The organism is Actinomadura opuntiae (assembly GCF_030283205.1).
Classification (GTDB): domain Bacteria; phylum Actinomycetota; class Actinomycetes; order Streptosporangiales; family Streptosporangiaceae; genus Spirillospora.
The window spans coordinates 1-19,143 of the sequence record NZ_JASNWF010000021.1 but is presented as its reverse complement, the minus strand read 5'-3'; the positions used below and the strand labels follow the sequence as shown (position 1 = coordinate 19,143).

19 protein-coding genes are annotated in these 19,143 nt (G+C 73.1%); 7 read left to right on the top strand and 12 right to left on the bottom strand.

All coding sequences use genetic code 11. The features are described 5' to 3' along the window. The first annotated feature begins 203 nt into the window (after positions 1–203). Positions 204–1,358: a quinolinate synthase NadA gene (gene nadA / locus QP089_RS36870; protein ID WP_285918266.1), complete on the top strand. Its 1,155-nt coding sequence runs from the start codon at positions 204–206 to the stop codon at positions 1,356–1,358. Here nadA and QP089_RS36865 read toward each other — a convergent pair whose 3' ends face one another. The 5 genes from QP089_RS36865 to QP089_RS36845 all read right to left on the bottom strand — a co-directional run bounded on the left by QP089_RS36865 (position 1,359) and on the right by QP089_RS36845 (position 5,031). Next, on the bottom strand, positions 1,359–2,153 hold the full coding sequence (locus QP089_RS36865; RefSeq protein ID WP_285918265.1) for a maleylpyruvate isomerase family mycothiol-dependent enzyme: 795 nt from the start codon (positions 2,151–2,153) through the stop codon (positions 1,359–1,361). A 115-nt stretch (positions 2,154–2,268) separates the two neighbouring features. After that, positions 2,269–2,838, bottom strand: a complete 570-nt coding sequence (pspAB, locus tag QP089_RS36860; RefSeq protein ID WP_285918263.1) for a PspA-associated protein PspAB — start codon at positions 2,836–2,838, stop codon at positions 2,269–2,271. 3 nt (positions 2,839–2,841) lie between these two features. Beyond that, entirely contained in the window at positions 2,842–3,759 is a 918-nt protein-coding gene (gene htpX / locus QP089_RS36855) for a zinc metalloprotease HtpX (RefSeq protein ID WP_285918262.1), read from the bottom strand. 187 nt (positions 3,760–3,946) lie between these two features. Then, positions 3,947–4,225: a PspA-associated protein PspAA gene (gene pspAA / locus QP089_RS36850; protein ID WP_285918260.1), complete on the bottom strand. Its 279-nt coding sequence runs from the start codon at positions 4,223–4,225 to the stop codon at positions 3,947–3,949. Continuing rightward, on the bottom strand, positions 4,222–5,031 hold the full coding sequence (locus QP089_RS36845) for a PspA/IM30 family protein (protein ID WP_285918258.1): 810 nt from the start codon (positions 5,029–5,031) through the stop codon (positions 4,222–4,224). Before QP089_RS36845 ends, pspAA begins: the two co-directional genes overlap by 4 nt. A gap of 183 nt (positions 5,032–5,214) precedes the next feature. On the opposite strand from QP089_RS36845, the gene QP089_RS36840 reads away from it, so the two are divergent. Continuing rightward, positions 5,215–5,745: a DUF3043 domain-containing protein gene (locus QP089_RS36840; RefSeq protein WP_285918256.1), complete on the top strand. Its 531-nt coding sequence runs from the start codon at positions 5,215–5,217 to the stop codon at positions 5,743–5,745. 85 nt (positions 5,746–5,830) lie between these two features. Further along, positions 5,831–6,832, top strand: a complete 1,002-nt coding sequence (locus QP089_RS36835) for an aldo/keto reductase family protein (protein WP_285918254.1) — start codon at positions 5,831–5,833, stop codon at positions 6,830–6,832. Between the two features lie 63 nt (positions 6,833–6,895). Here QP089_RS36835 and QP089_RS36830 read toward each other — a convergent pair whose 3' ends face one another. Together QP089_RS36830 and QP089_RS36825 are read right to left on the bottom strand one after the other, a co-directional pair. Beyond that, a complete protein-coding gene (locus tag QP089_RS36830) occupies positions 6,896–7,093 on the bottom strand; it encodes a hypothetical protein (RefSeq protein WP_285918252.1) in 198 nt (65 codons plus the stop codon). Between the two features lie 43 nt (positions 7,094–7,136). Further along, positions 7,137–8,033 (bottom strand): DsbA family protein, encoded by an 897-nt coding sequence (locus tag QP089_RS36825; RefSeq protein WP_285918250.1) that lies wholly within the window; start codon positions 8,031–8,033, stop codon positions 7,137–7,139. 74 nt (positions 8,034–8,107) lie between these two features. Between QP089_RS36825 and QP089_RS36820 the strand changes: the two genes are divergently transcribed. Both QP089_RS36820 and QP089_RS36815 read left to right on the top strand, forming a co-directional pair. Beyond that, complete coding sequence (locus tag QP089_RS36820) at positions 8,108–9,052, top strand: bifunctional adenosylcobinamide kinase/adenosylcobinamide-phosphate guanylyltransferase (protein ID WP_285918249.1); 945 nt, start codon at positions 8,108–8,110, stop codon at positions 9,050–9,052. Continuing rightward, a complete protein-coding gene (locus tag QP089_RS36815; RefSeq protein WP_285918248.1) occupies positions 9,049–9,819 on the top strand; it encodes an adenosylcobinamide-GDP ribazoletransferase in 771 nt (256 codons plus the stop codon). Before QP089_RS36820 ends, QP089_RS36815 begins: the two co-directional genes overlap by 4 nt. Here QP089_RS36815 and QP089_RS36810 read toward each other — a convergent pair. Genes QP089_RS36810 through QP089_RS36790 form a run of 5 tightly spaced genes read right to left on the bottom strand, consistent with a single transcriptional unit; the run spans position 9,809 to position 15,669 of the window. Continuing rightward, positions 9,809–12,490, bottom strand: coding sequence for a fumarate reductase/succinate dehydrogenase flavoprotein subunit (locus QP089_RS36810; RefSeq protein WP_285918246.1), 2,682 nt, complete (start codon positions 12,488–12,490; stop codon positions 9,809–9,811). The genes QP089_RS36815 and QP089_RS36810 overlap by 11 nt on opposite strands. Then, positions 12,490–13,221, bottom strand: coding sequence for an ABC transporter ATP-binding protein (locus tag QP089_RS36805; protein ID WP_285918244.1), 732 nt, complete (start codon positions 13,219–13,221; stop codon positions 12,490–12,492). The genes QP089_RS36810 and QP089_RS36805 overlap by 1 nt, the downstream gene beginning before the upstream one ends. After that, positions 13,218–13,997 (bottom strand): ABC transporter permease, encoded by a 780-nt coding sequence (locus tag QP089_RS36800; RefSeq protein ID WP_285918242.1) that lies wholly within the window; start codon positions 13,995–13,997, stop codon positions 13,218–13,220. Before QP089_RS36800 ends, QP089_RS36805 begins: the two co-directional genes overlap by 4 nt. Beyond that, positions 13,994–15,433 (bottom strand): ABC transporter substrate-binding protein, encoded by a 1,440-nt coding sequence (locus QP089_RS36795; RefSeq protein ID WP_285918241.1) that lies wholly within the window; start codon positions 15,431–15,433, stop codon positions 13,994–13,996. Before QP089_RS36795 ends, QP089_RS36800 begins: the two co-directional genes overlap by 4 nt. A gap of 8 nt (positions 15,434–15,441) precedes the next feature. Next, positions 15,442–15,669, bottom strand: a complete 228-nt coding sequence (locus QP089_RS36790) for a 4Fe-4S dicluster domain-containing protein (protein WP_131763497.1) — start codon at positions 15,667–15,669, stop codon at positions 15,442–15,444. 308 nt (positions 15,670–15,977) lie between these two features. Here QP089_RS36790 and QP089_RS36785 point away from each other — a divergent pair, with 308 nt between their 5' ends. Both QP089_RS36785 and lpdA read left to right on the top strand, forming a co-directional pair. Then, complete coding sequence (locus QP089_RS36785) at positions 15,978–17,510, top strand: leucyl aminopeptidase (RefSeq protein ID WP_446474114.1); 1,533 nt, start codon at positions 15,978–15,980, stop codon at positions 17,508–17,510. 148 nt (positions 17,511–17,658) lie between these two features. Beyond that, entirely contained in the window at positions 17,659–19,053 is a 1,395-nt protein-coding gene (gene lpdA, locus QP089_RS36780; RefSeq protein ID WP_285918236.1) for a dihydrolipoyl dehydrogenase, read from the top strand. The last annotated feature ends 90 nt before the right edge of the window (positions 19,054–19,143 follow it).

The following is a 19,143-nucleotide window of genomic DNA, read 5'->3' as shown; positions in this document are numbered from 1 at the left end:
TGCGGCGGATCGTCGCTTGTCCTCGAGGACGACTTACGCCTCTTCCCGTAGGACAACGTACCTCGCCACTAGGCCATTCCGCGTATCGCCGATGTTTAACGCCGCCCGGGGGTGCGGTCTACGTCACACGTCGGCCGCGCCGATGATGTGCCATCATTAGTCGTCAGAGCGACGATAAGTCCCGTCGCAGGAGGGAGACTCCCGTGACCACCCCTGTGCGCGACCTTCCGCTGCTGCTCCTCGGCGAGGGCTCCGACCCGGCCAGCGAGCGCGGCGTGGACTGCCCGGGCGAGCTGCCGCCCGCGTCCGACCCCGCGCTGGTCGAGCGGGCCCGCGCCGCCAAGGCGGCCCTCGGCGACTCGGTCTTCGTGCTCGGCCACCACTACCAGCGCGACGAGGTCATCCAGTTCGCCGACGTCACCGGCGACTCCTTCAAGCTCGCGCAGAAGGCCGCCGCGCGCCCCGAGGCGCCCTACATCGTGTTCTGCGGCGTGCACTTCATGGCCGAGTCCGCCGACATCCTCACCGCGCCGCACCAGAAGGTGATCCTTCCCGACCTCGGCGCCGGATGCTCCATGGCCGACATGGCCACCTTCGACCAGGTCGAGGAGTGCTGGGACGTCCTGGAGGACGCGGGCGTGGCCGACGACGTCGTCCCGGTGACCTACATGAACTCCTCGGCCGACATCAAGGGGTTCGTCGGACGGCACGGCGGCGTGGTCTGCACCTCGTCCAACGCCAAGCGCGCCCTGGACTGGGCCTACGCCAAGGGCAAGAAGGTCCTGTTCCTGCCCGACCAGCACCTCGGCCGCAACACCGCCGTCCTGGAGATGGGCTTCTCGCTGGACGACTGCGTCGTCTACAGCCCGCACCGCCGCGGGGGCGGTCTCACCCACCAGCAGTTGCGCGATGCCAGGATGATCCTCTGGCGCGGCCACTGCTCGGTGCACGGCCGCTTCAGCAAGGAGTCGGTGGACGACGTCCGCGCGCGGGTCCCCGGAGTGAACGTCCTGGTGCACCCCGAATGCCGGCACGAGGTCGTCACCGCCGCCGACCAGATCGGCTCCACCGAGTACATCATCAAGACGATCGAGGCGGCCGAGCCCGGCACGTCGTGGGCGGTCGGCACCGAGCTGAACCTGGTGCGGCGGCTGGCGAACGCCCACCCCGACAAGAACGTCATGTTCCTCGACAAGACCGTCTGCTACTGCTCCACGATGAACCGCATCGACCTGCCGCACCTGGTCTGGACGCTGGAGGCGCTCGTCCGCGGAGAGGTCGAGAACGTCATCACGGTCGACGAGGACACCGCCCGCAACGCCCGAGCCGCCCTCGACCAGATGCTCGCTCTGCCCTAGCTAGATCGCTGAGTTCTCGACCCAGTGGACGAGCAGGTCGTCGTTGCCGGTGAAGTCCAGGGCGGGGTCGCCGAGCTTGCGGCGGCCCCACAGGAACAGGAAGACGTCGGAGGCGCCGCCGCGGACCGTCGCGTCGGCGCCTCCGACGTCGGCGCCTCCGGCGTCCGCGCCGTCGTGGCGGGTCCATTCGAAGCGGTCCGGGAGCAGGCGGAACAGCCAGCGGGAGCCGATGTCGGCGGCGTCGAAGGCCAGCACCTCGCCGTCGCCGCGCAGGTTCTCCACCTTGGGCGCGAACGCGGCGGCCTTCTCCAGGTTCTGCAGCAGCTCGTCCATGCCCTCGGCGGCCGCCTCGGGGTCGACGGCGGGCGTCCGGCCGCAGGCGATCTCCAGGTCGGCGCGGTGCACCGCGGTCTCGAACAGCATCCGGCGGGACCAGAACCGGACGTGCTGGTCGACGCCCCACGCCCACACCGGCGCGTCCGGGTCGGCCGCCCGCAGGATCGCCAGCAGCCGCTCGGCGCCCTCCCCGAACCACGGCACATGGTCGCCCGGCACCACCGGGAAGGAGACGCCGAGCTCGCGCAGGCTGAGCCGGCGCGGGGCGCCCACCCGGACGGTCCCGCCGGCCCACCGGTGCATGGCGCCGAGATGGCGGATCAGTTCGGCGACGGACCAGCCGGGGCAGGACGGCACCGGCTCCTCGAGCCCGGCGCCCGCCGCGACGTCGGCGAACGCGGCGGCCTCACGCTCCAGCGCGTCGCAGTGGCGGAGATGGTCCCAGGGCCGTCCGGACATTACGCCTCCCGCATGAACCGACCGTGCACGGACCTTCGACAGTGACATACCCCGCGGCGGCCCGCGGCCCGGGCTCTAGGGACGGCCCCGGACGGGCCGCGCCCGGGAGGCGGGCTCACAGGCCCGGGGCGCCCCACACCGGGAACCAGCGGCCGAGGTCCTGCTCGAAGGGCAGGTCGGCGCCGACCGCGCCGCGCACCTGGAGCTCCAGCGCGTTGTCGCGCTTGTCCCCCGGCAGCGGGGCGAACGGGTAGAAGGTGCCGCGCTTGTACAGGTAGACCAGCGCGAGCCGCTGCCCTTCGGGGCCGCGGAAGCCGGCGAGCGAGCACAGCAGGTGCGGGCCGAAGCCGCCCGACTCCAGCGTGGCGTTCACCGCGTGCAGGTCGGTGACCAGGTCGGGCAGCTCCTCCGGCGGGTGCGTCGCCAGCAGCCATGTGTACCCGTATGAGTCGTTGCTGATCTCGACCTTCGGGCCCTCGTCGGCGTCGAGCAGCTCCTGGACGTCGGCCTGCAGCCGCGCGAACGCGCCGCCCTCCGCCGCCCGGAAGCAGACCGAGCCCAGACCGGTCGGCTTGAACCCCGCGGCCGCCTCCAGCGTGATCGCCGCCGTGGACAGCCCGAAGAGCCGGTCGAGGTCCGGCTTGACCGGCTTGGACCGGCCGAGCAGCGTGTCCAGGAAACCCACGGGTCAGACTCCCCTGCTGAGCTGGTCGGAGATCTTCGACAGCTGCGCGAGCCGCTTGTCCAGCGGCGGGTGCGTGGAGAACAGGTGCGAGATGGTGAAGCCCTTGCCGAAGGCCGGGGTGAAGAAGAAGGCGTTGAACGCCTGCGCCTGGCGCAGGTCGTTGGTCGGGATCCTGGCGATCTCCCCCGAAACCTTCGTCAGCGCGCTGGCCAGCGCGGACGGGCGGCCGGTCAGCAGCGCGGCGGCCCGGTCGGCCGACAGCTCGCGGTAGCGCGACAGCGCGCGGGTGAGCAGGAAGCTGATCGCGTAGGCGACGGCGCTGACCGCGACCACGGCGAGCAGGATCATCCCGGTGTTCTGGTCGTTGTCGCGGCGGTTGAAGCCGCCCCACAGTCCCCACTCCAGGCCGAACCGGGTGATGAGGCCGGCGCAGATGCCGAGGAACGAGGCGATCGTCATGACCGCGACGTCCTTGTGCGCGACGTGCGCCATCTCGTGCGCGAGCACGCCCTCCAGCTCGACCGGGTCGAGCCGGCGCAGCAGCCCGGTGGTGACGCAGACCACGGCCTTCTTCTGGTTGCGGCCGGTCGCGAACGCGTTCGGCACGTCGGTGTCGGCGACCGCGACCCGCGGCTTCGGGGCGTCCGACATCGCGCAGATCCGGTCGATGACGCCGTGCAGCTCGGGCGCCTCCTCCGGCGAGACCTCCCGGCCGTGCATGGCGAACATCGTCAGCTTGTCGGAGAAGAAGTACTGCGCGAACAGGAACGCCAGCGCGACGACAAGGGCGATCATCCCGAACTTGGGAGCGATCACGAAGAACGCCGTCACGAAGACGACGTAGACCAGCCCCAGCAGGAACATGGTCACGAGCATGCGTGACGTCAGCCCCCGGTCGGAGGCGTAACGCGTCGAGGCCATCCGGCAACCCCCAGTTTCTTTCCCCGATTCACTTGTGAGAACGCGCGAGCCCCGGTTTTTGTGCCAGGAGCCGCCGGGTCGCGCGCGCATCGTCCTGGAGGACGACCGGTCCCGCCGCCGTGCCGGGCGCGCCCGTCGCCGGGGCGGGGCCCGACCGGCCCGGTGCCCGTCGCTCGCGGGCACCGGGTCAGTCGGGGATGAGCCCCTCGTCGCCGAGCATCGCGCGCACCTCGTCGATGGCCGCGTCCGCCGGCGGCAGGATCAGCTCCGACGGCGCGAGGCTGTCGGCGGGAAGCGGCCTGCCGACCTTGCGCACGCTCTCCAGGAGGGTGTGCAGGGCGGCGCGGAACGCCGTCTCGTCGCCGGCCTCGATGGCCGACTCCAGCTCGCCGTCCAGGGTGTTGAGCGCGGCCAGGTCGCCGTCGGCCACGTCCAGCTGCCCCTCGCCCATCAGGCGGACGATCACTGCGCACCCCCGGGCTGCTGCGGCCACGGGGCCTGCTGCGGGGTGTCGTGCGGCTGCTGCTGCGGCTGCGCGGTGGGCGAGCCCTGGTTCAGCTCCTTGGGCGCCGGGCCTTGGCCGAGCTCGGCCTTCAGCCGCTCCAGCTCCAGGTCGACGCCGGGGCCGGAGCCCATCCGGTCCAGCTCGGCCTGGATGTCGTCGCGGGGACCGGAGAAGTCCTCGAGCGCGCCGGAGGCGAGCAGCTCGTCGATGGCGCCGGCGCGCGCCTTCATGTTCTCGGTCTTCTCCTCGGCGCGCTGGATCGCCAGGCCCACGTCGCCCATCTCCTCGGAGATGCCGGAGAAGGCCTCGTTGATCTTGGTCTGCGCCTCGGCGGCGGTGTAGGTCGCCTTGATCGTCTCCTTGCGGGTGCGGAAGGAGTCGACCTTGGCCTGCAGCCGCTGGGAGGCGAGCGTCAGCTTCTCCTCCTCGCCCTGCAGCTGCTGGTACTGCGCGCGCAGGTCGTTCAGCTGGGAGTCCAGCCCGGACCGGCGGGTCAGCGCCTCGCGGGCCAGGTCCTCCCGGCCCACCTGCAGCGCCTTCTTGCCCTGGTCGGTCAGCTTGTTCTGCTGCTGCTCGAGCTGGTTGATCTGCAGCTCGAGACGCTTGCGCGAGGTGGCGACGTCGGCGACCCCCCGACGGACCTTCTGCAGCATCTCCAGCTGGCGCTGGTAGGAGTAGTCGAGCGTCTCGCGAGGATCCTCCGCCCGGTCCAGGGCCTTGTTGGCCTTGGCCTTGAAGATCATCGACATTCTTTTCATCACGCTCATCGCGCGGCGCCGGTCCCTTCGTGCTGTCGCCTCAGTCGCATACTGGGCTCAATGACCACTGCTGGGGTTCTTATCACCCTACGCGTTAACGCGCGAGGCAGCCACGATGTTCGCAGCCGGTAGGCTGACCCCGTGTTCAAGCGTCGTACCCGGGAAGCCCCCGCGAATCCTCCTCAGGTAGTAATGGCGAAGCCGGGAGGCAAGGGGCGGCCTACGCCGAAGCGGAGCGAGGCCGAGAAGCGCCGCCGCCAGCCGATCACCGCGCCGTCCACTCGCAAAGAGGCGTACAAGAAGGTGCGCGAGCGGCAGGCGACCGAGCGCGAGCGGGCGCGCGCGGGCATGGCCCGGGGCGACGACAAGTACCTGCTCAAGCGCGACAAGGGGCCCGTGCGCCGGCTGGCCCGCAACTACGTCGACTCGCGCCGCACCGTCGGCTCGTACCTGATGTACGCGATGTTCGCGATCGTGCTGCTGAGCCTGCTGCCGATCCCGGCGGCCAAGCTGCTGGTCCTGTTCGCGCCGCCGCTGCTGCTGGTCGTGGTGTTCGGCGAGGGGCTGCTGCTCAGCCGCGGCATCAAGAAGCTCGCCACCGAGCGGCACCCGGACGAGGACACCAGGGGCGTCGGGCTGTACGCGGCGATGCGCGCGATGCAGATCCGCCGGCTGCGGATGCCGGCCCCGCAGGTGAAGGTCGGGGAGAAGGACAGGATCTGACCTCCGGTCCCCCGCCCTGCGGACCCGGGTCCGGACGCGCCCGCGGGTGACCGAGGAAGATCCCCGCCGGGCTAGGGTCGGGAGCATGGAGTTCCGATACCTGGGCCGGAGCGGTCTGAAGATCAGCGAGATCGCGTACGGCAACTGGCTCACCCACGGCTCCCAGGTCGAGGAGGACGCGGCGCGCGCCTGCGTGCGGGCGGCCCTCGACGAGGGGATCACCACCTTCGACACCGCGGACGTGTACGCCGGGACGCGCGCCGAGGAGGTGCTCGGCCGCGCGCTCAAGGGGCAGCGCCGCGAGGGGCTGGAGATCTTCACCAAGGTCTACTGGCCCACCGGGCCCGGCGTGAACGACCGCGGCCTGTCGCGCAAGCACATCATGGAGTCGATCAACGGGTCGCTCCGCCGCCTCGGCACCGACTACGTGGACCTGTACCAGGCCCACCGGTTCGACCACGAGACGCCGCTGGAGGAGACCCTCCGCGCCTTCGACGACCTCGTCCGGCAGGGCAAGGTGCTGTACGTCGGGGTGTCGGAGTGGCGCGCCGAGGAGATCGAGCGCGCCCTGAAGATCGCCGACGAGATGGGGTTCGACCGGATCGTCTCCAGCCAGCCGCAGTACTCGATGCTGTGGCGGGTCATCGAGGAGGAGGTCGTCCCGCTGTGCGAGCGCGAGGGGATCGGCCAGATCGTCTGGTCGCCGATCGCGCAGGGCGTGCTGACCGGCAAGTACAAGCCCGGGCAGCCGCTGCCGGAGGGGTCGCGCGCGACCGACGACAAGGGCGGCGCCGACATGATCAAGCGCTACCTGAACGACGACCTTCTGACCCGCGTGCAGAACCTGAAGCCGGTCGCCGACGACCTCGGGCTGTCGATGGCGCAGCTGGCGATCGCGTGGACGCTGCAGAACCCGAACGTGTCGGCGGCGATCGTCGGCGCGTCCCGTCCCGAGCAGGTCGCCGACAACGTGAAGGCGGCCGGGGTGAAGCTGGACGCCGACGTGCTGAAGCGGATCGACGACGTCCTCGGCGACGTCGTGATCCGCGACGCGTCCAAGACCGTCAGCCCGCGCACCCGCCCGTGAGCTGAGGCGCGCCGGACGGCGGGGCCGCGGGACGCAGGCGTCCCGCGGCCCTCGCCGTTCGCGTCACTGCGGGTCGTCCAGGCTCATCCCGTAGACGACCGTCTCGCCGTCCAGCAGGGTCACCTTGTCGACCTCGCCGGTGCGCAGGCCCCGCCAGTTCTCGCCCAGCCAGCTCTCCGCGTCCGACTGGGTGGAGAAGGACTCCTCGGACGTGCCGACCGTCGTGCCGTCGGCCTTCTCCAAACGCCAGCTCCACGCCATCGCGCTCGACCTCCCTCGTCGCGGGTGAGACTAGCCGCTCCGGTCAGGACGCGGCCTCGATGGCACGCCGCAGCGCGTCCGGGGTCTGGAGGTCGGCGTTGCCGAGAGCCCGGCCGTTGACGCGGACGGTCGGGGTGCCCTGGACGCCGGCCGAGATGTACGAGCGGCTCACCGTCGCGACCTCGCCGGCGAACCTCTGGCCCCTCACGCACTGCTTGAAGTCGTCGCCGGTGAGCCCGTACGGCGCGGCCCAGGCGATCAGGTCGGCGGTGTCGTAGCCCTGCTCGGTCTCGGACGGCTGGTGGGCGTAGAGCGCGTCCTGGTAGGACAGCCAGCGCGCGCCGTCGCCGACGCAGCGCAGCGCCGCCGCGGCGCGGGTGGAGTTGCCGTGCTGCGGTTCGGTGCCCGCGCCGAAGATGACCATGGGGTGGAAGACGACCTTCGCCTCCCCGGCCACCGCGATCTGCTTGAGCATCGGGTCGTTGGTCTTGTCGAAGTTGCCGCAGGGCGGGCAGGAGAAGTCCTCGTAGATGTCGACCACCGGGGACGTGACGCCGGGCCGGGCCATGGTGAGGCTGCCGTCGGCGTTCGGGACGGCCTCCGCGCCGCCCGCGATCTGGCCGACCTGGAGCCGGGGCCCGGCTCCGCCGCCTCCTTCCGCGGTGTCGTCCCCGCCGTCCCCGCCGCTGTGGACGGCCAGGACGACGACACCGACGATGATCAGGACGAGCACCAGCCCGCCGCCGATCAGTGCGATCAGCAGGCCCGGTCCCCCGCCCCGCGGCGGTGGCGGCGGCCCCGGCTGCCAGCCCTGCGGGCCCGGCGGCGGACCGCCGTGCGGCGGCGGGCCGGGCGGTACGGGGCCGGGCGGCACGGGGGGCGGGCCGTAGGGAGGCTGAGGCCCCTGCTCCGGCCACGGCGCGTTCGGGGGGTTGCCCACCGGGTCTCCTTACGGGAGGTCGTGATCCTTCCCGGTGAGCGTATCCAGGAGGGACCGTAGAGTTTCGGACCGATATGGACATCGAACTCCGCGGTATCGCGGCTCCGCAGGGCTGGCCCGAGGACGGGTGCCGCTGCGCCTCGTGCGGCCGGCTCCGCGCCGCCGGTGTGCGGCACGAACCGGCCACCGTCCTGCTCGACGGCGTGCCGCTGGATCGCTGCGCCGTTACGGACGTCCCCGGCGGGCGAGACATCGCGGCTCCCGGCGGAGGCCGGGTCCTGATGGCGTCCGGGCCGGGTGCCCGCCCCGAACCCGCCGCGGACACGCGGTACGACGCCGTCCTGCTCGACATGGCGGGCTCTCCGGAGCACCTCGGCCACCTCCGCCGTGTCGGCGCGGTGGCGGCCAGGACGCGGGTCATGGCGGTGCACGTGGATCACCGGATGCCGTCCCCGGCCGAGTTGGAGCGGCGCATGGTGTTCTGGCTGCGCCCGCAGGACGGTCCGTTCCGGACGCTTCTGCTGGGCGGGTCCCGTTCGGGCAAGTCGGCCGAGGCCGAAATGCGGCTGGCGGGCTGCCCGGACGTCCTCTATGTCGCGACGGGCCCGGCCCGCGACGACGACCCGGAGTGGACGCGGCGGGTCGAGGCGCACCGGAGCCGCCGCCCCGCCTGGTGGACGACGGCCGAGACGACCGACCTCGCGGGCGTGCTGGCGTCGGCGTCCGGGGCGGTCCTGGTCGACGGCATCGGCACCTGGCTCGCGGCGGCGATGGACGACGCGGGCGCCTGGGACGACCCGGCGCGCGCCCTCCCGGCCGTGGACGACCTGGTCGCGGCATGGCGCGGCACCGCGGCGCGGGTGGTCGCGGTGTCGGACGAGGTCGGGTTCTCGCTGGTGCCCACGACGCCGTCGGGCCGCGCGTTCCGCGACATGATCGGGATGGTCAACCAGCGGCTCGCCGCCGAGTCGGAGGAGGCGGCGCTGGTGGTGGCGGGCCGCGTCCTGGAGCTGCCGTGAACAGCGCGGTCGCCGGGCTGCGGCTGGCGGTGACGCTGCTCACCGTCGTGCCGCTGCGCACCGGCGACGTCGACCGCGGCACCGCCCGCGCGGCGATGCTCGCCGCCCCGCTCGTGGGGCTGATCACCGGTGGCGCCGCGGCGCTCGTCCTGCTGCTGGGCGACGCGCTCGACCTGTCCGGCCTGCTCGCCGCGGCCGTCGCGGTGGGGGCGACGGCGGTGCTCACCCGCGCGCTGCATCTGGACGGCCTGGCCGACCTCGCGGACGGTCTGGGCAGCGGGCGTCCCGCCGCCGACGCGCTAACGATCATGAAGCGGTCCGACATCGGGCCGTTCGGCGTCGTCACGCTGCTGCTCGTGCTGCTGATCCAGGTCGCGGCGCTGGCGTCGGCGCCGCACGCCGCCGTCGCCGCGCTGATCGCCGCCGTCACGGGCCGGCTGGCGTTGCCGTGGGCGTGCCGCGCCGGCGTCCCCGCGGCCCGTCCGGGCGGGCTGGGGGCGCTGGTCGCGGGGACCGTCCCGATGCCCGGCGCGCTCGCCGCGACCGCCGCGGTGCTGGTCGCCGCCGGGGCCGCCGGAGCGGCGTCCGGGGGCCTCGGCGGCGTCCTGCACGCGCTCGCGGCGGTCGTGGTCGGTCTCGGCGCGGCGCTGCTGATGCTCCGGCACGCCGTCCGGCGGCTGGGCGGCGTCACCGGCGACGTCCTCGGCGCGCTGGTGGAGATCGCCGCGACCGCCGCCCTGCTGACCCTGGCGGCGGTCAGGGGGTGAGGGCGCGGCGGGCGTAGGCGCGGACGTCGGCGTCCGGGTCCGACCGCGCCGCGCTCAGCGCCCCGTCGATCTCGGCCGTGCGGGGATGCGCCGACAGCGCGATCACAGCGGCCTTGCGGACGTCGAGGTGCGGGTCGTCCAGCGCCTTGATCAGCGGAACGGACGCGACCTCGGGATCGGCCGCGGCGAGGCCGCGCGCGGCGCCGGCGCGGACCTGCCAGGCCGGGTCGTGCAGCGCGGCGGCGGCCCGGCCGTCCAGCGGGGGCGGGCAGCCGACGCCCGCGAGCGCCTCCAGCGCGGCGGCCCGCACGAGGTCGTCGGCGTCCCCGAGCAGGCCCGCCAGGGCGCCGGCGGACGCGGGTTCGCCGACCGTGCCGAGCCCGTGCGCGACGGCGATCCGCACCTCCCGGGACGCGTCGCCCGCCGCCCGCGCGACCCCCTCCGCCGCGTCGTGCGCGACGAGCCCGCGGACGGCCTGCAACCGGACGCGGTGGTCGGGATCGGCGAGCGCCCCGGTGAACAGCTCCGCGGTGCCGAGGCGCAGCGCGCGCAGGACGTCCAGGACCGCCGCCCGCACCTGCGCGTCCGGGACGCCGAGGGCGCCGGTCAGCGCGTCCCGGACGTCCGCCGTCGCCGGCAGGACCTCGACGAGTTCGCGCAGCGCCGTCGCCGCCGCGTGCCGGACCGAGCCGTGCCCGTCGGCGAGCGCGGTCGCCAGGGCCCCGGCGACGCCGTCCGGGACGACCTCGGTGAGCGTCGCGACGGCGGCGCGCCGCACCTTCGGGTCGGGGTCGGACAGGTAGGCGGCGACGGCATCGACGTCCGGCTCGGTCTCGGCGAGCCGTTGCAGTTCCAGCAGCCGCGGGGACCGTCCGACCGCGGGCGCCGGACGGGTCCCCGCGGCCGGCCCGGCCGCGGCGGCGACCGGCGCGGAGGCGGCGGTGCCGAGCACCTGCGGCTCGGCGCCGACCGGGACGGTGAACTCCTCGACGGGGACCAGGTACGGGGCGACGGGCCGCTTCACGAACTCCATCGCACCGTCGTCGCGGCGCCGCAGGTTGAGGTGGAACATCCACTCGGCGTCGTCGCGTTCGGGCAGGTCGGCGCGGTCGTGGTAGAGGCCCCAGCGGCTCTCGGTGCGGGTGAGGGAGGAGCGGGCGGCCATCTCGGCGCAGTCGCGGATGAAGGTGACCTCGGCGCAGCGCATCAGCTCGTGCGGGGTCCGCGCGCCCATCGCGGCGATCTCGGTCTCCATCCGGGCGAACGTCTCGACGGCGATGTCGAGCCTGGTCCGCGTCTTGGGCGGCGCCACGTAGTCGTTGACGAACCGGCGCAGCTTGTACTCGACCTGCGGTTGCGGCGGGCCGTCGGGGTGGCGGAGCGGCCGGTAGATCAGCTCGTGCGCGGCCCGGATCTGGTCCTCCGGCAGCGCACCCGGCGCGCCGAGATGCGCGGACGCGTGCGCGCCCGCCAGGTCGCCGAAGACGAACGCGCCGATCATGTAGTTGTGCGGCACGCAGGCCAGGTCGCCCGCCGCGTACAGGCCGGGGACGGTCGTGCGGGCGTTCTCGTCCACCCAGACGCCGGACGCCGAGTGCCCGCCGCACAGCCCGATCTCGGAGATGTGCATCTCCACGTCGTGGGTGCGGTAGTCGTGGCCGCGGCCCGCGTGGAAGGTGCCGCGCGTCGGCCGCTCGGTGGTGTGCAGGATGCCTTCGAGGGCGGTCAGCGTCTCGTCCGGCAGGTGGGTGAGCTTGAGGTAGATCGGGCCGCGCGCGGAGTCGATCTCCCGTTTGACCTCGGACATCATCTGACCGGACCAGTAGTCGCAGTCGACGAACCGGGTGCCCTCGGCGTTCACCTGGTAGCCGCCGAACGGGTTGGCGACGTAGGCGCAGGCGGGCCCGTTGTAGTCCTTGATGAGCGGGTTGATCTGGAAGCATTCGATGCCGCTCAGCTCGGCGCCCGCGTGGTAGGCCATCGCGTAGCCGTCGCCCGCGTTGGTCGGGTTCTCGTACGTCCCGTACAGGTAGCCGGACGCGGGCAGCCCGAGCCGCCCGCACGCCCCGGTCGCCAGGATCACGGCGCCGGCGGACACGGTGACGAACTCGCCGCTGCGTGTGTCGAACCCGACCGCCCCGACCGCGCGTCCGCCCGACGTCAGGACGCGCACCGGCATGACGCGGTTCTCGATCGTCACCTTCTCCCGGATGGAGCGCTGCCGCAGCACCCGGTACAGCGCCTTCTTGACGTCCTTCCCCTCCGGCATCGGCAGCACGTAGGAGCCGGAGCGGTGGACGCGTCGCACGGCGTACTCGCCGTGCTCGTCCTTCTCGAACTTCACGCCGTACTTCTCGAGCCGCTTCACCATCGCGAAGCCGCGCGTCGCGGTCTGGTGGACGGTCCGCTGGTTCACGATGCCGTCGTTGGCGCGGGTGATCTCGGCGACGTAGTCCTCCGGCGTCGCCTTGCCCGGGATGACCGCGTTGTTCACGCCGTCCATGCCCATGGCGAGCGCCCCGGAATGCCGGACGTGCGCCTTCTCCAGCAGCAGCACCGAGGCGCCGTGCTCGGCCGCGGTGATCGCGGCCATCGTCCCGGCGGTGCCGCCGCCGATCACCAGCACGTCGGCGCTCAGCTCGCGCCGCTCGGTCACGGCGGGGATCTGCATCACACGGTCTCCTTGGTCTCGATCTCCCGCGTCCCCGGGCCCGCCCCCAGCGCGGCGAGGACCTCGTCGCGGGACGGGGACACGGGGAACCGCGCGGTGACGCCGCCCGCGCCGAGGACGACGAGGCGGTGCCCGATCAGCAGCGCCTCGTCCACGTCGTGGGTGACGAACACGACGGTCGCGGGCGCGTCCGCGATGACGTCGAGCAGTAGGCGCTGCATGCTCGCGCGGGTCTGGGCGTCCAGGGCGCCGAACGGCTCGTCCATGAGGATCGCGCGGGGCCCGGCGGCGAGCGTCCGGGCGAGCTGGACGCGCTGGCGCATCCCGCCCGACAGCTCGCGGGGCAGCCGGCCGGCGGCGTCGCCGAGGCCGACCCGGGCCAGCCAGCGGTCCGCCGCCGCGCGCCGCTCCGCGCGCCGGACGCCGCGCAGCGCCAGCGCCAGCTCGACGTTGCGGCGCGCGGTCCGCCACGGCAGCAGCGCGTCGTCCTGGAACATCAGCGCGCGGTCGGCGGACGGCCCGGTGACCGGCTCGCCGCCGGCGAGCAGGCGGCCGGACACGACCGGCAGCAGCCCGGCGAACGCGCGCAGCAGCGTCGACTTGCCGCAGCCGGACGGCCCGAGCACGGCGAGGATCTCGCCGGCCTCGGCGGTCAGGTCGAGCCCCGTGACGACGGCCCGGCCGCCGTAGCCGAGCGTCACGCCCTCGGCCCGCAGTTCGAGTCCGCTCATGACGAGCGCTCCTCCCTGGGCAACCAGCGGGTCAGCCGGCGGCCGGTCAGCTCCACGGCGGCGGAGGTGAGGTAGCCGAGCAGCCCGATGGTGGCCATCCCGACGAGCACGCCGGGGTAGTCGACGATCGTGTACGCCTGCCAGGTCCGGTAGCCGACGCCGAAGTCGCCGGAGATCATCTCGGCGGAGATCACGCAGATCCACGCCACGCCCATGCCGATGGACAGGCCGCCGAACACGCCCGGCAGGATCCCTGGCAGGACGACCCCGAGCAGCACCCGGATCCGGCTGCCGCCCAGCGTGCGGACGGCGTCCTCCCACACGACCGGGAGCGCCTTCACCGCGTGCCGGGTGCCGACGAGGACGGGGAAGAACGCGGCGGCGAAGGTGATGAACACGATGCCCTGCTCGTTGGCGGGGAACAGCAGGATCGCGACCGGCACCAGCGCGATCGCCGGGATCGGCCGGGCGACCTCGAACAGCGGCTGCAGGACGTCGCCCGCCCACCGCGACCGGGCGGTGGCGATGCCCGCCGCGACGCCGAGGACGGCGGCGAGCGCGAATCCGGTGAGGATGCGCACGAGGCTCTGCGCGACGTCCTGCCAGTACTGGGCGTGCTCGACCTGCCGGCCGAACTCGTGCAGGACGTCCACCGGGCCGGGGAAGCGGTCGAACCGCACCCACAGCCGGACGTTCGCGGCGGTCAGCAGCTGCCACACCGCGAGCGCGGCCAGGAGGGACGCGGCGCGGACGGGCCAGCGCAAGTAGCGGCTCACGCGTTCTTCACCGCCTCGGCATAGGTGACGACCTTGGCGCCGGAATGGGCGGAGACGTACTTCCGCGCGCCCTCGTCCGTCGCGAACGGCTTGAACCGCTGCTGCGCCTTCGCCGACGGGTCCTCGACCCACACGTCCTTGTCGGCGAACCAGCGCGTCCCGGTGGTGGCGTCGGGGATGTAGACGGCCCGGAGCTTCTTCCCCTGGCCCTGGAGCGCGCGCACGTTCTTCAGCAGGCAGACGGGGTCGGCGACGGGCCGCGTCTTGTCCTCGCCCTGAACCCACACCTCGCCGGCCGCCGCCGGGTCGTCCACCTTGGTCTTGCAGACCTCGTCGGTTCCGGTGATGGCGGCGGGGTTGGCGGTGGACGCGGCGTCGTGGTCGTAGGACGAGCCGTACGCCTTCCTGATGTAGGAGTCGTTGATGAAGGGCCCGACGTCCAGCGGCGTCTGGATGACCCCGATCGACTTCAGGAACGGCACGTCGTGCACGAACGCGTCCTTCAGCCGCTGCTTGATGGTCGGGTCGAAGGTGGCGACGCCGCCCGCGCCGTTGTAGAGGTACACGGTCTCGGCGGGCAGCCCGGTGGTGGACGCCACCGATTCGGCGGCCTCGAGCGGGTGCGCGTGCAGGTAGTTCGTCGCGTCGATCTGCGCGCGCAGGAACGCGTCCAGCACCTTGCCTTCTTTCTCGGCGAACTGGTTGCGGACGACGACGCCGTGGAACGTCGGCACGTCGAGCTGGCCGCCGTCGTAGAGCAGGCGCGCCTGCCCCTTGTTCACCAGCAGGCCGGGCCAGGCGACGAACTGCGCGAACGCCGCCGCGCTCCCCGCCTGCAACGCCGACGCGCCCACCGTTGGCTGCTGGTTCTCGACCTTGACGTCCTTGGCGGGGTCCAGCCCGTACTTGCGGGCCGCCTGGACGAACGTGCCGTGCCCCGCCGAGCCGACGCTCGTCGAGACCGTCTCGCCCTTGAGGTCGCGCAGCGTCTTGGCCTTGGAGTTCGGGGCGACGACCACGCCGTTCAGCGAGCCGCGCAGGTTGTAGCCGGTCACCGCCACCCACGAGGTCCTCGCGTCGCCGCCCTGCGCCTGCGCCCGCGAGCCGTTGATCAGCAGCGGGTAGTCGCCCATCGAGCCGATGTCGATCTTCCCGGCGAGCATCTGTGCGGTGATGGGCGCGCCGGTGTCGTAGTCGCGCCACACGACCGAGTACTTCGTGCCGTCCTGCTTCCCGAGCTGCTTGAGCCGCTTCTCGAAGTAGCCGAGCGAGCGCAGCAGCGTCCCGGCGGTGACGGTGTTGATGGTCTTGGACTGGTATCCCACGACGATCTGCCCCGAGCCGCCGCCGTCGGCGGCGTTCCCTGCGACCGTGCAGCCGGCGAGCAGCGGGAGGAGGGCGGCGCCGGCCGCCAGCGTCCTGTTCTTCGCGTTCATCGGATTCCTCAGCGCAGCAGGTACGGCATGTTGACGGTCACGGCCCCGGTCGGGCAGCGGTCGGCGCACGGCCCGCAGTACCAGCACTCGTCCACGTGCATGTACGCCTTGCCGGTCTCCGGGTGCACCGCCAGCGCGTCCAGCGGGCAGACGTCGATGCACAGGGTGCAGCCGTCGATGCAGAGCGCCTCGTCCACCGTCACGGGGACGTCGGCGCGGTTCTCCACGAGGGACATGGGTTCTCCAGTGGTGGGGCGGCCGGTCCGGGCAAAACCTACTAAATCAATAGGAATAGGGGAATACCGGTCCGGCAACGCCACCCGAAAACCTGCCGCCACCCCGGTGACCTGCACTGATAGGGAGAACCGCCGGGGTTCCGCCACCCCCTACGCCGCCTTCACCGCCGCACGTGCCGCCGCCTCCGCGCGCACGCCGCCGGCGCCGCGGCGCCCGCGCCCCGCCGCCCCGGCCCGCCGGGCCGGCGACCGCCCGACCCGGCGACCGACCGCGATCCGGCAGGCAGCGGCAGGTTCCGGGCCCGGCAATGCTTGATCCAAAAGGGCGAAACCGGTCAACGGGAGGACTAACATCGGACTACGTGACGAGCATCGGACTTGACAGCGCAGACCTGGCCGGCCTCGACGTCGACGCCATCGTGATCGGAGCCGTCCCGGCGGACGCGGGGGCCGCGCCCGCCGCCGGCGCCGAGGACCTCGACCGCGCCCTGGACGGGAGGCTCGCCACGGCGCTCGGCGCGCTCGGCGCCACCGGCAAGGCCGGCGAGATCACCAAGCTGCCCACGCTGGGCGCCGTCACCGCCCCGGTGGTCGTCGCCGCCGGGCTGGGCGACGGCCCCACCGCCGAGGACCTGCGCCGCGCCGCCGGCGCCGCCGTCCGCGCGCTGGCCGGGTCCGCGAAGGTCGCGGTCGCGCTGCCCGCCGGGGACGCCGCCGAGGCCGAGGCCGTCGCGCTGGGCGCGCTGCTCGGCGCCTACTCCTTCGACTCCTACCGGACCGGCGACGGGCACAAGAGCCCGGTCGGCGAGATCCGCCTGGTCGCCCCCGCCGCCACCGACGTCGCCGTCGAGCGCGCCCGGGTGCTGGCGTCCGCGGTCAACCTCGTGCGCGACCTGGTCAACACCCCGCCCTCCGACCTCACCCCCGAGGACCTCGCGAACGAGGCCGAGCGGGTCGCCCGCGACAGCGGCCTCGGCATCGAGGTCTTCGACGAGAAGGCGCTGGTGGACGGCGGCTACGGCGGCATCACCGGCGTCGGGCAGGGCTCGGTGAACCCGCCCCGGCTCGTCCGGCTGTCCTACGGCCACCCGGAGGCGACCAAGACCCTCGCGCTGGTCGGCAAGGGCATCACCTTCGACTCCGGCGGCCTGTCGCTGAAGCCGGCCGGCTCCATGGACTGGATGAAGTCCGACATGGGCGGCGCCGGCGCGGTGCTCGGCGCGATGGCCGCCATCGCCGAGCTGGCCCCGAAGGTCAACGTCGTCGGCTACCTGGCCATCGCCGAGAACATGCCGAGCGGCAGCGCCCAGCGCCCGTCCGACGTGCTGCGCATCTACGGCGGCAAGACCGTCGAGGTCCTCAACACCGACGCCGAGGGGCGCCTCGTGCTCGCCGACGCGCTGGTCCGCTCCGGCGAGGACTCCCCCGACCTGGTCGTGGACGTGGCCACGCTGACCGGCGCGCAGCTGGTCGCGCTCGGCAGCCGGACCGCCGGGGTCATGGCCAACGACGACGGCGTCCGTGAGAAAGTGGTGGCGGCGGCCGAGCGCGCCGGGGAGGCCTCCTGGGGCATGCCGCTGCCGGCCGAGCTGCGCAAGGGGCTCGACTCGTCGGTCGCCGACATCGCCAACATCAGCGGCGACCGCTGGGGCGGGATGCTGGTCGCCGGCGTCTTCCTCAAGGAGTTCGTCCCGGACGGCGTGAAGTGGGCGCACCTCGACATCGCCGGCCCCTCGTTCCAGCAGGGCGAGGCCTACGGGTACACCCCGAAGGGCGGCACCGGGGCGGCGACCCGCACGCTGGTCCAGATCGCCGAGGACCTCGCGGCCGGGATCCTGTAGGGCCGCCGGGATTTCGCGGGGGCCGCCCGGCACCGGCCGGGGCGGGACACAATAGATTTCTCGTGGCGGTGGGGGCCCGTTACGGGTTCGTCCCGCCCGAGGGCGCCGCGGCCCGCGCGGTGCCGTCTCCGGGGAAAGGGAGCGTCCAGTGGCGAATAACGGCCCCTACGACATCGTGGTCCTGGGTGCCGGCAGCGGCGGCTACGCGTGCGCGCTGCGCGCCGCCGAACTCGGCAGGTCGGTCGCGCTCGTCGAGCGCGACGAGTCGCTCGGCGGGACGTGCCTCAACCGCGGCTGCATCCCCACCAAGGCGCTGCTGCACGCGGCCGAGGTGGCCGACCAGACCCGCGAGGCCGCGAGGTTCGGCGTGAAGGCCGCGTTCGAGGGCATCGACGTCGCCGGCGTCAACGCCTACAAGGACCGGGTCGTCTCCACGACGGTGAAGGGCCTCACGGGGCTGATCAAGTCGCGCGGGATCGAGGTCGTCCAGGGCGAGGGCCGGCTGGCCGGCCCGACGACCGTCGAGGTCCGCACGCCCGACGGCCGCACGCTCGCGCTCGAGGGCCAGCACATCGTGCTCGGCACCGGGTCGGCGCCGAAGTCGCTGCCCGGGCTGGAGATCGACGGCGAGCGCGTGATCTCCAGCGACCACGCGCTGCGGCTGGAGCACGTCCCCGGCTCGGTGATCATTCTCGGCGGCGGCGTCATCGGCGTGGAGTTCGCCAGCGTCTGGCGCTCGTTCGGCGCCGAGGTCACCATCGTCGAGGCCCTGCCCCACCTGCTGCCGCTGGAGGAGGAGTCCAGCTCCAAGCGGCTGGAGCGCGCGTTCCGCAAGCGCGGCATCAAGTTCGAGCTCGGCACCCGGTTCGAGAGCGCCAAGACGACGCAGGGCGGCATCTCCGTCACGCTGGAAGGCGGCAAGGTCGTCGACGCCGAGCTGCTGCTGGTGGCGGTGGGCCGCGGGCCCGTCTCCGACGGCATCGGCCTGGAGGAGGCCGGCGTCGAGCTCGAGCGCGGCTACGTGAAGGTCGACGAGTTCTGCCGCACCAGCGTCCCCACGATCTCGGCGGTCGGCGACCTGGTCGCCACGCCGCAGCTGGCCCACGTCGGCTTCGCCGAGGGCATCCTCGTCGCCGAGCGGCTCGGCGGGCTCGCCCCCGCGCCGATCGACTACGACGGCGTGCCGCGCATCACCTACTCCGATCCCGAGGTCGCCTCGGTGGGCATCACCTCGGCGATGGCCCGCGAGCGCGGGTACGAGATCAACGAGGTCACCTACGACCTGGCCGGCAACCCCAAGAGCAAGATCCTGGGGACGCAGGGCGAGGTCAAGGTGATCGCGGCCGTGGACGGCCCCGTCCTCGGCCTGCACATGGTCGGCGCGCGCGTCGGCGAGCTGATCGCCGAGGGCCAGCTCATCTACAACTGGGAGGCCCTCCCGAGCGAGGTCGCCCAGCTGATCCACCCCCACCCGACCCAGTCCGAGGCGGTCGGCGAGGCGCACCTCGCGCTCGCCGGCAAGCCGTTGCACGTGCACGGCTGAACAGCCGCGCACAGTAATTTTCTCGAAGGAGTCGCTGAGAGCCATGCCGGTCTCCGTCACTATGCCCCAGCTCGGCGAGAGCGTCACCGA

What these genes read in the sequence shown, in the direction of transcription:
- htpX (WP_285918262.1), bottom strand. Translation starts at nt 3,759, where the DNA reads ATGGCCTCGACGCGTTACGCCTCCGACCGGGGGCTGACGTCACGCATG.
- QP089_RS36845 (WP_285918258.1), bottom strand. Translation starts at nt 5,031, where the DNA reads ATGAGCGTGATGAAAAGAATGTCGATGATCTTCAAGGCCAAGGCCAAC.
- QP089_RS36820 (WP_285918249.1), top strand. Translation starts at nt 8,108, where the DNA reads ATGGACATCGAACTCCGCGGTATCGCGGCTCCGCAGGGCTGGCCCGAG.
- QP089_RS36805 (WP_285918244.1), bottom strand. Translation starts at nt 13,221, where the DNA reads ATGAGCGGACTCGAACTGCGGGCCGAGGGCGTGACGCTCGGCTACGGC.
- QP089_RS36810 (WP_285918246.1), bottom strand. Translation starts at nt 12,490, where the DNA reads ATGCAGATCCCCGCCGTGACCGAGCGGCGCGAGCTGAGCGCCGACGTG.
- QP089_RS36830 (WP_285918252.1), bottom strand. Translation starts at nt 7,093, where the DNA reads ATGGCGTGGAGCTGGCGTTTGGAGAAGGCCGACGGCACGACGGTCGGC.
- QP089_RS36840 (WP_285918256.1), top strand. Translation starts at nt 5,215, where the DNA reads ATGGCGAAGCCGGGAGGCAAGGGGCGGCCTACGCCGAAGCGGAGCGAG.
- QP089_RS36835 (WP_285918254.1), top strand. Translation starts at nt 5,831, where the DNA reads ATGGAGTTCCGATACCTGGGCCGGAGCGGTCTGAAGATCAGCGAGATC.
- QP089_RS36785 (WP_446474114.1), top strand. Translation starts at nt 15,978, where the DNA reads ATGCTTGATCCAAAAGGGCGAAACCGGTCAACGGGAGGACTAACATCG.
- QP089_RS36865 (WP_285918265.1), bottom strand. Translation starts at nt 2,153, where the DNA reads ATGTCCGGACGGCCCTGGGACCATCTCCGCCACTGCGACGCGCTGGAG.
- QP089_RS36790 (WP_131763497.1), bottom strand. Translation starts at nt 15,669, where the DNA reads ATGTCCCTCGTGGAGAACCGCGCCGACGTCCCCGTGACGGTGGACGAG.
- QP089_RS36795 (WP_285918241.1), bottom strand. Translation starts at nt 15,433, where the DNA reads ATGAACGCGAAGAACAGGACGCTGGCGGCCGGCGCCGCCCTCCTCCCG.